General features: G+C 49.6%; 11 protein-coding genes and 7 tRNA genes. 14 read left to right on the forward strand and 4 right to left on the reverse strand.

Annotated elements, in window-relative coordinates:
- Positions 1-53: 53 nt before the first annotated feature.
- From E0L35_RS07910 to dctP, 4 genes are all read right to left on the reverse strand, one after another.
- Complete coding sequence (locus tag E0L35_RS07910; RefSeq protein ID WP_138799988.1) at positions 54-1640, reverse strand: gamma-glutamyltransferase family protein; 1587 nt, start codon at positions 1638-1640, stop codon at positions 54-56.
- A gap of 70 nt (positions 1641-1710) precedes the next feature.
- Positions 1711-3036 carry a TRAP transporter large permease subunit gene (locus E0L35_RS07915; protein ID WP_138799989.1) on the reverse strand — a complete coding sequence of 442 codons (1326 nt, stop codon included), beginning with the start codon at positions 3034-3036 and terminating at the stop codon, positions 1711-1713.
- Between the two features lie 3 nt (positions 3037-3039).
- Positions 3040-3549, reverse strand: coding sequence for a TRAP transporter small permease subunit (locus E0L35_RS07920; protein WP_009288055.1), 510 nt, complete (start codon positions 3547-3549; stop codon positions 3040-3042).
- Between the two features lies 1 nt (position 3550).
- A complete protein-coding gene (gene dctP, locus E0L35_RS07925; RefSeq protein ID WP_022520405.1) occupies positions 3551-4654 on the reverse strand; it encodes a TRAP transporter substrate-binding protein DctP in 1104 nt (367 codons plus the stop codon).
- Between the two features lie 333 nt (positions 4655-4987).
- Here dctP and E0L35_RS07930 point away from each other — a divergent pair.
- The 14 genes from E0L35_RS07930 (at position 4988) to E0L35_RS07995 (ending at position 13703) form a co-directional block, all read left to right on the forward strand.
- Positions 4988-5063 (forward strand) — tRNA-Glu (locus tag E0L35_RS07930).
- Positions 5064-5117: 54 nt separating this feature from the next.
- Positions 5118-5192, forward strand: a tRNA-Gly gene (locus tag E0L35_RS07935).
- Positions 5193-5212: 20 nt separating this feature from the next.
- Positions 5213-5288 (forward strand) — tRNA-Glu (locus E0L35_RS07940).
- A 41-nt stretch (positions 5289-5329) separates the two neighbouring features.
- Positions 5330-5404 (forward strand) — tRNA-Gly (locus tag E0L35_RS07945).
- An 11-nt stretch (positions 5405-5415) separates the two neighbouring features.
- Positions 5416-5491, forward strand: a tRNA-Glu gene (locus E0L35_RS07950).
- Between the two features lie 20 nt (positions 5492-5511).
- Positions 5512-5586 (forward strand) — tRNA-Gly (locus E0L35_RS07955).
- 246 nt (positions 5587-5832) lie between these two features.
- On the forward strand, positions 5833-6801 hold the full coding sequence (locus E0L35_RS07960; RefSeq protein WP_138799990.1) for an ABC transporter ATP-binding protein: 969 nt from the start codon (positions 5833-5835) through the stop codon (positions 6799-6801).
- Positions 6798-7571, forward strand: a complete 774-nt coding sequence (locus E0L35_RS07965) for an ABC transporter permease (RefSeq protein ID WP_027959666.1) — start codon at positions 6798-6800, stop codon at positions 7569-7571. The genes E0L35_RS07960 and E0L35_RS07965 overlap by 4 nt, the downstream gene beginning before the upstream one ends.
- Positions 7572-7609: 38 nt before the next feature.
- Positions 7610-8443, forward strand: coding sequence for an NADPH-dependent 7-cyano-7-deazaguanine reductase QueF (gene queF / locus E0L35_RS07970; RefSeq protein WP_138799991.1), 834 nt, complete (start codon positions 7610-7612; stop codon positions 8441-8443).
- A 76-nt stretch (positions 8444-8519) separates the two neighbouring features.
- A complete protein-coding gene (locus E0L35_RS07975; protein ID WP_039860150.1) occupies positions 8520-9080 on the forward strand; it encodes a nitroreductase family protein in 561 nt (186 codons plus the stop codon).
- Positions 9081-9082: 2 nt separating this feature from the next.
- The gene (locus E0L35_RS07980; protein ID WP_039860151.1) at positions 9083-9592 is read left to right on the forward strand and encodes a YiiD C-terminal domain-containing protein; all 510 of its coding nucleotides are present in this window, start codon (positions 9083-9085) and stop codon (positions 9590-9592) included.
- A gap of 123 nt (positions 9593-9715) precedes the next feature.
- A tRNA-Ser gene (locus E0L35_RS07985) sits at positions 9716-9803 on the forward strand.
- A 1044-nt stretch (positions 9804-10847) separates the two neighbouring features.
- Positions 10848-11969: a hypothetical protein gene (locus E0L35_RS07990; RefSeq protein WP_138799992.1), complete on the forward strand. Its 1122-nt coding sequence runs from the start codon at positions 10848-10850 to the stop codon at positions 11967-11969.
- Between the two features lie 3 nt (positions 11970-11972).
- Complete coding sequence (locus tag E0L35_RS07995; RefSeq protein ID WP_009288061.1) at positions 11973-13703, forward strand: hypothetical protein; 1731 nt, start codon at positions 11973-11975, stop codon at positions 13701-13703.
- The last annotated feature ends 554 nt before the right edge of the window (positions 13704-14257 follow it).

A 14257-nucleotide genomic window follows, 5' to 3' on the forward strand; every position in this document is an offset into this window, starting at 1 on the left:
ATCATCATGAGTTTCAGCATGGGCGATTATACATCGCTGTGCCAGTGTAAGCGCTATACGCTAGCCGCGCCGCCGTTACTGCGCGGGTCGTGGGCGCTCTCTATCAACCCATCCGGGTGGTACACAATACCGCCTGCATGGCCCATGGTGTCACTGAACGCCTCGGGCAGCACTTCCACATCGTGGCCTGCCGTTGCCAGAGCGGTGACTAGGGTGTCGTCAAAACGCGCTTCGAGTTTCAAGTTAGTGCTGGTTTCGCCCCAGGTGCGCCCCAGCAGCCAGCGGGGAGCCGTGATCGCCTGCTGTAGCGGCATGCCGTGCAGCGCATAGCGCGAAAATACCGCTGCCTGGGTTTGCGGCTGGCCTTCACCGCCCATGGTGCCGTAAACCATGGTACGGCCATCGTTAAACTTGGCAAGCGCCGGGTTAAGAGTGTGGAAAGGTTTACGTCCAGGGGATAAGCCGCGCAGGTCGTCGGGATTAAGCGAGAAGCTGATGCCGCGGTTTTGCCATAGCACGCCGCTTTCTGGCAGCACCACGCCACTACCAAACTCCCAGTAGATGCTCTGAATAAAGCTCACCGAACGTCCTTCGCTATCCACGGTGCCCATCCAAATGGTGTCGCCTGGCGCTGGTTCGTGGGGCCAGGGTAGGGCGTGCTGCGGGTCGATCTGAGCCGCTTCTAAGCCAATGTTCTCTTCGCTGAGCAAATCTTGCAGCGGTGTTGGCACACGGCCGGGGTCAGTGATGTTTTGGTCGCGCAGGATAAAGGCGCGTTTGGTGGCTTCAATCAGGCCATGCAGGTGGCCAAAACCGTTGGGCTCGGCGGCTTTTAGGCGCTCGTAGATACCTAAAATCATTAACGAGGCCATGCCTTGGGTCGGCGCAGGCAGGTTATAGAGCGTGGCATCCTGAAGCGTTACTTCCAGCGGTGTGACCCGTTGGGCGCGATAAGCATGAAAGTCTGCCAGGCGCAGCGGACTGCCGACGGCCTCTAAATCCCGCGCCATACTGGCGGCCAGCTCGCCGCGGTAGAAGTCATCTAATCCTGCTTCTGCCAAACGCTTGAGTGTGGCGGCCAAACGTGGCTGGCGCAGCCGTTCGCCTTCACGGGGTACCTGGCCGTTAAGCAGCAGGGCGTCACTAAAGCCCGGGCTTTGGGTTAAACGCTCAAGGTGTTTAGCGGTAAGCGCTTCCTGGCTTTGGGAGACCGCAATACCCGTCTCGGCATGATGAATGGCGTCGGCCAGTAGCGTGGTGAGGGGAAGTGGCTTGCCCCACTGTGAAGCGACGTTTAGCGCTTCATGCCAGCCGCCAATGGTACCGGCCATGGTGAGGGCGGCTTTGGGGCCGCGCTCGGGAATCTGCGTTTCACCGGCGTAGAAATCTGCGCTGGCAAGCCCCGCCGCAGGGCCGCAGGCGTCAATGGCAATGGGCGCTTTGCCCGGCTCGTGAATGAGCCAGAAGCCATCGCCACCCAGAGCGTTCATATGCGGGTAGACCACCGCAATGGCCGCGGCGGCAGCGACCATTGCTTCCACCGCGTTACCACCCTGTTTAAGTACATCGCGCCCGGCGCTGGCAGCTAGGTGATGAGGGGCGACGCAGCTGCCGCCGTAACTACGTTGGGTGTGGAGCATCTTTGAATCCTTGTTTTTAAGTAAATAATTATTAAGTAAATATTTGTTAAATAAATGCTAAGGCAGATCGTTACCAGCCAATGGCTTCGGGCAACCAGGTAGCAATGCTGGGAAAGATAAATACCAGCGCGACGGCGACAAACTGTAAGCCGATAAACGGTAGGGCGCCTTTATAAATATCCAGCGTCGAGACTTCTTTCGGCGCTACACCCTTGAGGAAAAACAGCGACCAGCCAAAGGGTGGGGTAAGAAACGACGTTTGTAGCACCAGCCCCACCAGAATGCCCAGCCACACCATATCGACGCCCATCTGCACAAAGAAGGGTAAAAATAACGGTAGGGCAATATAGCTGATCTCAATCCACTCCAGGAAGAAACCCAGCACAAACATCAGCAGCAGCATGAATAGCATCGCGCCTAATTCGCCGCCGGGCACCCAGTCGAACATACGGGCAACCAAATGCTCGCCGCCCAATCCGCGAAATGCCAGGCCAAATACCTGGGCGCTGATCAAAATAAAGAACACCATGGCCGAGATCACCAGCGTGGCCTTGGCAACTTCTTTGAGTAGCGCAAAGGTTAACCGCCCCGAGCAGGCTACAATTAGCAATGCTCCTAGCGCACCCATTGAGGCTGCTTCAGTAGGCGCGGCAATGCCGCCAATAATCGACCCTAATACCGCAAACACCAACCCCACTGGCGGGCCTACCACGGTAATCACTTTGCGTATCAACTGACCCCGGCCCATTTCTGCACGCTCCTCGGCAGGAATAGGCGGCATTAAGTTGGGGTAGAGCTTGGCGATCACCAGAATGGCAATAATATACACCGCCGCCAGGGTTAGTCCCGGCACCATGGCGGCGGCGAACATCGTACCGACTGATTCACCCAGAATTTCCGCCAGCAGAATCAGCACCAGGCTGGGCGGAATAATCTGCCCCAGGGTGCCGGATGCGCAGATCATCCCGGTGGCCAGGGTTTTAGGGTAACCGCGGCGTAGCAGCGTCGGTAGCGTGAGCAGGCCAAGGGTAACGATAGTGGCGCCCACAATGCCTGTGGCGGCGCCTAACAGCACTCCCACGATGATGATCGCCACACCCATGCCCCCCGAAAGGCCGCCGAACAGGTGGCCGATGACATCGATCAACTCCTCTGCCAGCTTCGACTTCTCCAGCATCACCCCCATAAACACAAATAGCGGTATGGCCATAAAGGTGTAATTGGTCACTACGCCGTAAATACGCGATGGCAGCAGATTAAACAGCATTGGCCCAAAGCAAACGTAGCCAAAGAAAAAGGCCGTCGCCGCGATACTGATGCCTACCGGAATACCTATCAGCAGGAACACAAAAAAAGCCACGATCATGCCGATTGCGAGCCATTCATTGGGAGACATGCGTTATTCACCTCGTGTGGGTAGGGCGAAAGCCTGACGCAGCGCGTGGGCCAGCCCTTGCAGCGCGAGAAGGAGAAAGCCGAATGGGATCAGAGATTTGAGAAGCCAGCGCAGAGGCAGGCCGCCGGGGTTGGGCGACGCCTCGCCGCGGGCGAACGACTGGGCGATCCAGGGCAGCGTCAGCCAGGCGATATACAGCCCCATCACCAGCAGCAAGAGTCCGCCGATCACTTCAATCACCCGTTGCAGGCCTACAGGGAAGCGCTCGTAGAAAACATCGACGCGCACCTGCTCGCCCATCAATAGCAAATACGACATGCCAAACAGTGCAATAGGTGAGATCAAGTGCCACTGCAGCTCCTGCAGCCATATCGCGCCAATGCTGAACACATAGCGCATCAATACGTCGCCAGCGACGAGCCCGACTAAAACCACGCAGGTCCAGGCGGCGATCCAGCCAAATAGCCGAACCACCGCCTCAACTCCGTGGACAAAAAATGCCACGGCGCGCATATCAGACTCCGATAATGTCGTTTAACCAGGCACGCTCACTGGCGCCCGCCCAGCGGTCATGATTGGCTTTAAACGCCATATAGCTATCGTGCACTTTGCGTACCAGAGGGTCGGCGTTGGCCTCTGTTGCCAGGGTATCTTGAGTGGCTTCGTGCAGCGCATCGATAACGGGTGCGGGAAGCATGCTGGCAGTGACGCCTTCGTTCTCCACTAGATCTGTCATGGCTTCGCCATTGACCGCTTCAGACCAGGTCACGCTCTCCAAGCAGGCGGCCATACAGGCGGTTTTGACAATCATCTGCAGATCTTCTGGCAGACTATCCCAGTGGGTTTTCGAGATCAGCAGTTCACCCGTAGTTGAAGGTTCGTGCCAGCCGGTGGTGTGGTAGAACTTGGCGGCGTTATGCAGGCCCATGCGACGGTCTTGGAAAGGCCCCACAAACTCGGCTGCATCAATCACGCCACGCTCCAGCGCGGGGAAAATTTCGCCACCGGGCAGTACCCGGGCATCCACGCCAAGCGAAGAGTAAACCTGGCCCGCCAAGCCAGGAACGCGCATGCGCAGCCCGTTGAGCTGGCTAATATCCTCGATCGGTTCGCGGAACCAGCCGGTCATTTGCACGCCGGTATTGTTCAGCGGGAAGGCGACCATGCCGTAGGGCTCATACACCTCGTGCCAAAGCTCCAAGCCGCCGCCGTGGTAAAGCCACGCCATGTGGCCCATAAAGCTCATACCAAATGGAACAGTAGTGAAGTACTGTGCGGCAAAGGTGGTGCCTGACCAGAAGTAACTATTGGCGGCATTCATTTCGATGGTGCCGCTTTGAACGGCTTCAAAGCCTTCAAAGGCTGGGATCAGCTCGCCGGATGAAAAATGCTGAATATTGAGTCGTCCGCCGGACATGGCGTTGATTTTGGCGATCACGTCAGTGGGGCTGCCAGGGCCTTCCACGTAAAAGGGCGAGCCGGGCGGGTAAGCATTGGTCATACGCCAGTTGAAGCTCTCAGCGGACTGCGCACGGGCGATAGACGGGGCGCCCAATACAAGGCCTGCCGTGGAGGAGACGGCAGCTGTGGTGAGAAACTTGCGACGGGATAAGGACATAGCACACCTCATTAATGGTGGAATTGGTCAGCCAGGGAACACAATTAGGTAGCAAGGGGTGTGCCATAAAAATCGATTTTATTTTAAATAAAAGATTTTTAAGGGTTTTGTCGGTCTCTAATGAAAAGGTTAAGTATAAGAAAAATAAACATTTTCACTGTTATGGCGCCTAATGAGTGCCCAGGGCACCCTCGGTGTGCATACTGACTTCGCAAAAGTTGGACGTAGAGGTAGGTGATTGAAAGCGGGTCAGTTAGTTTGGTGAAGGCAGGGTGCTTGACAGCTCAATAAGGTCTGAGTAACATACGCGCCACCTCGACGAGGCAATGCAACGTCCCATTCGTCTAGTGGTCTAGGACACCGCCCTTTCACGGCGGTAACAGGGGTTCGAACCCCCTATGGGACGCCACTTATTCTTTTTCTTTCTAGAGCTAGAGTAAGCGGTCGTCAGGGTTATCGGAATGCGGGAATAGCTCAGTGGTAGAGCATCGCCTTGCCAAGGCGAGGGTCGGGAGTTCGAATCTCCTTTCCCGCTCCAAGCATTAAAGTGCTTACAGTGTCCCATTCGTCTAGTGGTCTAGGACACCGCCCTTTCACGGCGGTAACAGGGGTTCGAACCCCCTATGGGACGCCACTTCCGGTAAGTTAGGTAAAAGCTAAGTAAGTGTTCTATAAGCGGGAATAGCTCAGTGGTAGAGCATCGCCTTGCCAAGGCGAGGGTCGGGAGTTCGAATCTCCTTTCCCGCTCCAGGTTTGATTTAGTCCCATTCGTCTAGTGGCCTAGGACACCGCCCTTTCACGGCGGTAACAGGGGTTCGAACCCCCTATGGGACGCCATCTAGTATGTTGTTTGCGTTGCGGGAATAGCTCAGTGGTAGAGCATCGCCTTGCCAAGGCGAGGGTCGGGAGTTCGAATCTCCTTTCCCGCTCCATGTAGACAGTCACAAGACGGTAGGTAAGGGTCGGGAGCTGAAACGCCAGCCCGGTCGAATCTCCTTCCCGCTCCAAGCGCTTCCTAGTTTTCATTTGGTTATCTCTCTTTATTCCTGATGCGCTAGCTACTTGCTGGGCGTCATTCTTTGCGTGCCTGACGGTTGGTGTTCTTAATCACCTTGAAAAAAGTCGTTTGCGCCCTAATGTTTCTCCTTCTCTTCTTATTTTGCTGACAGGACATGTTCATGGCCGAACCGGCATTGTCGATCCGTGGCCTTACCAAAGTGTATGGCAACGGCTTTCAGGCGCTCAAAGGTATTGATCTCGACGTCCAGCAGGGCGATTTTTTTGCTTTGTTGGGCCCCAATGGCGCCGGCAAGTCCACCACCTTGGGGGTGGTCTGCTCGCTGGTGCAAAAGACGGCGGGCAAGGTCTCCATATTCGGCATTGATGTGGATAAAGACTTCGCTAAAGCCAAGTACCAGCTAGGCGTAGTGCCTCAAGAGTTCAACTTCAATCAATTTGAGAAAGTGCTCGATATCGTACTGGCCCAGGCAGGTTACTACGGCATGACCAGTCGCGAGGCTTTGCCCCGAGCTAAACAGCTGCTGACCGATCTGGGCCTATGGGAAAAGCGCAACGGCAGCGCGCGCATGCTGTCAGGTGGAATGAAACGCCGCCTGATGATCGCTCGAGCGCTGATGCATCGCCCCAAACTGCTGATTCTGGATGAGCCAACCGCCGGGGTGGATATCGAACTGCGGCGCAGTATGTGGGAGTACATGCGGCGGATTAACCAAGACGAAGGCACCACCATCATCCTGACGACGCACTACCTGGAAGAGGCTGAGAGCCTGTGCCGTAATGTGGCGATTATCAATAATGGCGACATTGTGCGGAACACTAGCGTGCGAGGCCTGCTGGCTGAGCTGAATACCGAGACCTTCCTAATTGATACCTCCGAAGCCATTACAGACATACCCAAGATAAACGGGTTTGAGATAAAGCAGCTGGAGTCTACTCAGCTATCACTCGTGGTGCATCGCGGGCAACGTTTAAACGATGTCTTCAAGGCGTTGAGTGAACAGGGCATCCAGGTGGTTTCCATGCGTAATCGAGCCAACCGCTTAGAGGAGATGTTTGTGTCGATGGTGGAAGGTAGTGGGCTAGGGGCGATAGACCAGCGCGTTGAGAAGACGGAGGAGCGCGTATGAATGCTACGCAAACATTGATCGCCCTGTGGACGCTGGTGCTAAAAGAGATCAAACGCTTCACCCGCATTTGGCCGCAAACGTTGCTGCCGCCCTCGATCACCATGGCGATGTACTTTATTATCTTCGGCAACCTAATCGGTTCGCGGATTGGTGACATGGACGGCTTCAGCTACATGGACTTTATTGTTCCAGGGCTGATCATGATGTCGGTGATTACCAACAGCTACTCCAACGTGGCGTCGAGTTTCTTCTCCAATAAGTTTCAGCGTTCGATCGAAGAGATGATGGTTTCGCCCATGCCCAATTGGGTGATACTGGCCGGCTTTATTTTAGGCGGTATGGCACGTGGGTTGGGCGTCGGGCTGATTGTGACGGTCGTTTCACTGTTCTTTACCCGCCTAACCATGGAACACCCGCTGCTCACGGTATTAGTCGTAGTGCTCACGTCTGCGCTGTTCTCTATTGGCGGCTTTATTAATGCGTTACTGGCCAATAAGTTCGACGATATTTCTATCGTGCCGACGTTTATCCTTACGCCGCTGACCTATTTGGGTGGGGTGTTCTACTCGATCTCAATGTTGCCTGACTTCTGGCAGGGTGTTTCCATGCTCAATCCAATTTTGTACATGGTCAACGTTTTCCGTTATGGCTTCTTAGGTGTTTCGGATATTCCCGTTGGCTGGGCGCTCGCTGCCATTTTTGCCTTTATCATTGTGTTGTTTAGTATTGCACTGGCGATGTTAGAGCGCGGCAAAGGTATCCGCAGCTAGACGCATCAATCCGATTGAGAAGAGAGAGCTTTTATACAATGGCACACCGCCCAGACACGTTAGAGCACGCGCCGTTAGGGCGCGATTCCGCTTACCCTGAGCAGTATGACGCGGGGCTGCTATATCCTATTCCCCGCGCGGTTAATCGAGAGCCGCTGGGGATTGAAGAGGGGACTCTGCCGTTTGTGGGGGAAGATGAGTGGCACGCCTTTGAAGTCTCCTGGCTGAACAGCCGCGGTAAGCCTATTGTGGCCGTGGCGCGCTTTCGCTTGCCAGCAGCCTCACCTAATCTGATTGAGTCCAAATCCTGGAAGCTCTACCTCAATAGCTTCAACCAAACCCGTTTCTATAGTCGTCAGGAAGTGATGGAAACGCTTGCCAATGACCTTGCTGTTGCGGCAGGGGCTGAGGTGAGTGTCGAGCTGTTTGATGTGGATGCTTCAGAGCTTTCACCACAGCGCTTGCCGGGCGAATGCTTGGACGATTTAGATATCGCAGTAAGCGACTATACGCCTAGCAGTGATCACCTGTCGGTAGGGGAAGAGGTCGTTGAGGAGACGCTCTACTCCCACCTGCTCAAATCCAACTGCCCGGTTACCGGCCAGCCAGACTGGGGCAGCATGCTGATTCGTTATAAAGGCCCGAAAATCGACCGCGAAGGGCTGCTGCGTTACCTGATTGGGTTTCGCCAGCACCAGGATTTTCACGAGCACTGCGTTGAGCATATTTTCTGCGATTTAATGGCCCAGGCAAAGCCTACGCAGCTGCTGGTACTGGCGCGTTATGTGCGGCGCGGCGGGTTAGATATCAGCCCCTGGCGCGCAACCCCAGGGTTAACGCCCCCCACGCCACTGCGCCTAGCAAGGCAGTAAGCGGCAATGTTATAAATGACAATGCTATAAATGACGGTGCTAAAGTAGCCTCACACAATTGGACTTGGAGTCATCAATGGACGCACTCACGCTGCTTCACGAGCGTAGCTCAATGGGCAAGCTGATGGAGCCAGCGCCCAGCGGCGAACAGCTCAGCGCCATTTATCAGGCCGCGCTACGTGCCCCGGATCATAAAGAGCTGCGCCCCTGGCGCTTTATCGAGTTTAGCGGGGAAGGGCGAGAACGCTTGGGCGAGCTATTCGCCGAGGCGGAGTTTCAGGAGGATCCTAGTGCCGATGACGAAACGCTCAACTCGGCGCGCAAAAAGCCGCTGCGGGCGCCGATGATTATCGCCGTGATCGCCAAGGTCACGCCCAAACTTGAAAAAGTACCCAAAATGGAGCAGGTGATCTCCGCCGGGTGCGCCGCCCACGGCATACTGCTAGCCGCCCACGCCTTGGGGTTGGGGGCAATGTGGCGCAGCGGCAAGTACGCTTTCGACCCCGTAGTTCGCAAAGGGCTGAATCTGGATGAAGATGACGAAGTCGTCGCGTTTATCTACCTGGGCACCCTGGGGGGGCGCCATAAACCGGTACCACAGCATAATGTTGCTGACTTCGTGGAGCGTTGGGACTAGCGATGAGTCTCCCTCGTCAGCCAGGCATCCCTCATCCACGATTGCCATTGCCAAAAGGCCAGCCGGAAAATCTGGCCGTTTTTCAGCAGTGGCTGAGCGACGCCATACCCATGGTGGGCGCGTTAGGTATTAGCAAAATGACGCGTCAGGGTGATTCACTAGCCTGGCAGTTAGCGCTGGAGCCCAACCTTAACGATAAAGGCACGGGCTTTGGTGGTGCACTGACGGCGCAGACGACGCTACAAGGCTGGTGCTGGGTAACGCTATGGCTACGTGAGCGGGGCATTGCGCGCGATGTCGTCGTTGCTGAGGCCCGTCAGCGTTTTCTGGCGCCGGTAACAAGTGACTACCGCTTGGTATGTACGCCAGCCGTGTCAGAAGGCCCTACTCAGCTTGCCAACAAGCTCGCTGAGCGAGGAAAAGGCCGCATAGCGCTAACCCAGCAGCTCTATTGTGGCGAGACGCTCTGCCTGGAAGCCAACGGCAGCTACGCTGTATTGTCTGAACGATAACCGGAGTATGCCACTAACCTAAAGGTTCGTCAGCCGGAAAAGGCTTGCTATTTCGAGGCTTAGCCAATAGTATATGCGCCGTTCTGTCGCGAAAGGTTCAGCCTTTCAACAGCGCCAAAACGCGGAGGGGTGTCCGAGTGGTCGAAGGAGCACGCCTGGAAAGTGTGTAAGCCGCAAGGCTTCGAGGGTTCGAATCCCTCCCCCTCCGCCAAGAATATAGATTAAGCCGCTGATTTCAGCGGCTTTTTTGTGTCTTTATTTTAAGCAGCCCATACTTCAGCCCATACTTGTGTATCGGCTCCCTTCGTAACGCACGGGATGCCTTTGGACAGTTCATCCATCTATCTAAGCTTCTGCAACCTCATTACCCAGTCCAGACCTAAGACTATATGTTCCACGTAAGCTTTAAACCTACAAATGCTGGGTGACAGGGGCTGCCGACTACGCTAATGTCATCTTAAGAATTGTGAGTTTTCTATACATCTGATTTTTAGCCAAAATAGACTTAAGAATTAGCCACGTTTTTACGGCAGCCTCAAGCACACAATGCGCGATTTTCTTCTTGGGTTTGTAAGTTGAGTGTTCATATTTCTGAAAAATGATCTTGTTAATTTAATTAAAACAATGATTTACAGGGAAGTATTTTGTGCTTATACGCAACTTTGAAAGGGTAGTGACAATGTTAATGTGCGTGCGCCTTTTCGGCAAGGGTATCGTAAAGTCGATATTTTTTTATAAATTTCAAAGCATTATAGGTAAATTGTTAGGGTTTTGGTTGCCAGAAAAACACGCATGCGCACTAATAAACTGTTAACGCAAAAGTGCATCTACTTTCAGCCTCTGAAGTCAGTCTGACTGAGGTTAACAGAATCGTAGGCTTCAGCCGATTCCATAGGCATCACAAACAACCGTCACACTGGGCGCTTAGCTTTCTCGATCTGTGGGGCTAGGTGCTTTTTGCAGTATCCTGCGGACTCGGTGCTCGTCTTAAAGGCAGCCTGAGAGTGTGGCTTTTAAATTAAATACGCGGTGGTGGCACAGCAGCGTGGTGAGGATCCAAAAGCAGCAGCCTTCACCCCTGTTGCCTTAACCAGCGCAGGGAATTTTGGCATGTTAACTGCTTAACTCCGGTAAGTAATGGCACTCATCCACTAAGCATCATATACTAGAAGAAATTATTGAAATTTTTTATCATATGTGTTATGAATAAACTACTAATTGTAATTAATTAAAGCAAAAAAACAAGGAAATGGTGTTGGTTGATCAAAGCGTAAATGCAGGAGTTAGAGCACAACAAGGCTTTGCTTTGCAGAGAAACATGGCTCTTTTCATTATACTTGATAACTACCAAAGCAAATTTGATGGAGCGAAGTACTTCCTATCTCTTGAGCATTTGGAGGACATACTGTTTTGCTATCTTGATGACCATGGGAAAGCAGTCAAAGTAGAAACCTATCAATCAAAAAAGAAATCCAATGGTAGTTGGAAAATCGGTGTCGAACTTGCCGAGATAATAGTCAAGATACTCCAAGTCGGTAAATCGCTCATTATAGATGAATATCCAAAATGTTGCAGCTATAGCCATGACCTGTACTTCTCATCAAATACAAACATACAACTCGAAAAGAAAGTAAATAGCTTCGTTGACAATAAAAAACAAACTAGAACTTATGCTCATGCTGTAAACGAGGAGAACTCTGAAGTCATTTATGGTGAGTTAGACCCAGTTATACAAAACGCTATAACTACCAAGCTTGAATTACATGAGTCGTATAATAACGACAAATTGTTTGAACAGCTAGAGAATTTGAAGTTCTTGTACATAGACTTTAATAGAACAAATAAAGAACAAGAGAATCAATTAAGAAGCAAAATTGAAGATATTTTTGATCGGAAAGTTAGTGATTCAAAGGCGGCATTAGAATCCATATTCAGGCTTTTTAAGGATATCGAACTGACTTACAATCAAAAAAGCATTGCTAGACTTTCTGATAAAACAAAACAGATACAAAGCAAAGATATAAATAATGCCATAAAGATAATTACAACAAAATCTAAAGCCTTTCAATTCTGGCGTGATCATAAAAGAGAAGTTGGTCAAAAGCTAGGGATTAAACCATTCGAACGTGAAACATTTGAAATGAAATTTATTTTGGCTTTTGATCTATTTAAAAGCAAGGATGAAGCTGAACATCAGAAAATCCTAAATTTTGTAAAGTTAAACTATCTTCAATGTAACGGTTTTAGCGAAGACGGCTGTATAGAAGAGCTAGTTGAAAAATTTAATAATGAAATTAGATCAAGCTTGGACGATCAAACATTAAAAGCAACGATGTATGCTGCTTACTTTGAAGCAATTAATAAAATGGATGATTAAAAATTGACCGTTTCAGTAAAATATAACAATTTCTTTGCTTATAGCAGCAAGGGAAAGAAATATTTCAACACTATATTCGCCGAAGGTATCAATATAGTTCATGGAAAGAATACATCTGGTAAAAGTACTTTTATACAGGCGATTCTCTATACATTTGGCATAAATGATGAAAAGAGAAAGCTTGCAGAGATTCTTAATGAAGGTGTGATTTTTAGACTCGACTTCACCATCTACAATTCTAGCTCAAAAAAAGTTTCCATTGTGAGAGATGATGAAATTGTTTCTATAAAAGTGGCGAAAAGGCCACCTATTAAGTTTATAGGTATCGGCGGCAACAGATCTAGAGAGCACATAAAGTTAAAAGCGTTCTTGTCTGAATTGTTTGGTTTTACACTGCATTTAGAATATGACAACGAGTACAAACCAGCTTCACTTGAAGCAATGTTTTTACCTTACTACATAGCGCAAGATGTTGGCTGGGTTTATCGGCATAAATCATTTAGAGGTTTGGATTTCGTTAAAAATTTCAAGAACGATTTCTTTGATTACTTCCTTGGCATAAGGAATAATTATGATCGCCTAGAGAAAAGTCAACTCGAAAAAGAAAAGAAGGATCTAGAAGCAGAATCTAGACTTCTTCATAAGATAGAGCAAAATGATAAGAAGCTGAAACTTGCTAAGATGAAGGACGAAGTGTTTGCAGAAAAAACTAACGAATATATAAAGCCTTACAAAGAAAACAAGTCAAAGTTAATAGAGTTAGAAAAAGAATATCTTTCTTTATGCAACAAGATAACACTGTTAGAAGAAAGCAGAAAGGTTCTACGTAGAGTCAAGCGAAGCTTAAGCAATGATATTTTAGCTGATACAAAGTGCCCAACATGTTCTCAACATTTATCTCATTCCGTAGAAGATACGTATAGTTACCTTCAGGACTTAAATGACACAGATCAACAACTTGAAGAGTTAAGCAGAAACATTAGAAATCTTAAAGATTCACAGGGAATGCTAAACTCTGTAATCAATGAAATTAATGAGAAGAAAAAAGTCGTTGAAAAAGAATACTATGAGCTTTTAGAATACAAAGTGGATAATGTCACGCTGGAATCATGGTTAAATAACAAAGTAAGCGTCAAACTATCTGTACAATTGGAGAGAAGGCTAGGCGAAATCACATCAAAAATATATGAAGTTGAAGGTAAGCTCAGCAAATTCAAGACTGACGAGATCGTTAAAAGAGAAAGGCGTAGTGCTAGTTACACCTTTAAGTCTATATTTGAAAAGCATGTTTCAGAGTTAAAAATAAAACCATTTGAAGATGAATGTTTCTATTTGTTGTATGACATTCCTGCTTTTCCTAGGCAAGGTGTGGAGCTTCTTAAAACTCTCCTTGCTTACAATTTTTCATTTGTTGAGATGATAAAGAAAACTGAATACATACACGTATTTCCTTTTGTTCTTGACGCTATATTCGAAGGTGACTTTGAAGATGAAAGTAAGAATGAGATACTTAGTTTTATTAAGAATAATGCTTCAGTGGATCAGCAGCTAATAGTTTCTATAGCGGATTCTAAAAGCAATGCTAACTCAGCTGCGACATATAACGAAAAGCACTTCAATAAAAATGCAAAACTAATTTGCATTGGAAATAATACTAAAAAAAGATCATTTCTTGAAAAATACAACGGTGAATTCGAAGATTACATTGATGAAACTATGGAAATTTTGGGTTAATACACTAGACCTAGTGTGTGAACATTTTGCTTGTTCACAGAGGTAAGAACTTCACACTCTAAACGCTTTACTGATATAAAAAAATTAGTCAAATACCACTCATTGGTAAATGAGTGGTTTGTTATAGCAAAAATATACTATTAGGCAAATAAAATTTAAAGCGCTCTACCAGTTAGGTTGTTCAGGAATGGAGCTTGGATCGTAGCCATTAAGGTGGGGATCAACAACCTGCCCAGCATGTCTTGTGACATTTGGCTTTGGATTTCAGCCGAAATGGAGATGCTTACGTCAGATAAGGCATGCTTCGTGGTAGAAGATGGGATTGATCTGAATAAGGAAAACAAGATCAGCGAGATATCGGCCTCGAAAATTGTGGTCTCATGTGTTTCGTATTCAAAGATCAACTCGAAGACATCGAGCTATATCTTGTAGTGGTTCAATAAAACTGGACACCAACGTAGGTGGTAATATTGCCACCATAAGCGAGGTGTCTGATGACCAAGAAACGACGTACTTTTTCGCCTGAATTTAAGCAGGAAGCTGCCAGCCTAGTA

Source organism: Halomonas sp. ATBC28, from assembly GCF_005937175.1.
GTDB lineage: Bacteria > Pseudomonadota > Gammaproteobacteria > Pseudomonadales > Halomonadaceae > Vreelandella > Vreelandella titanicae.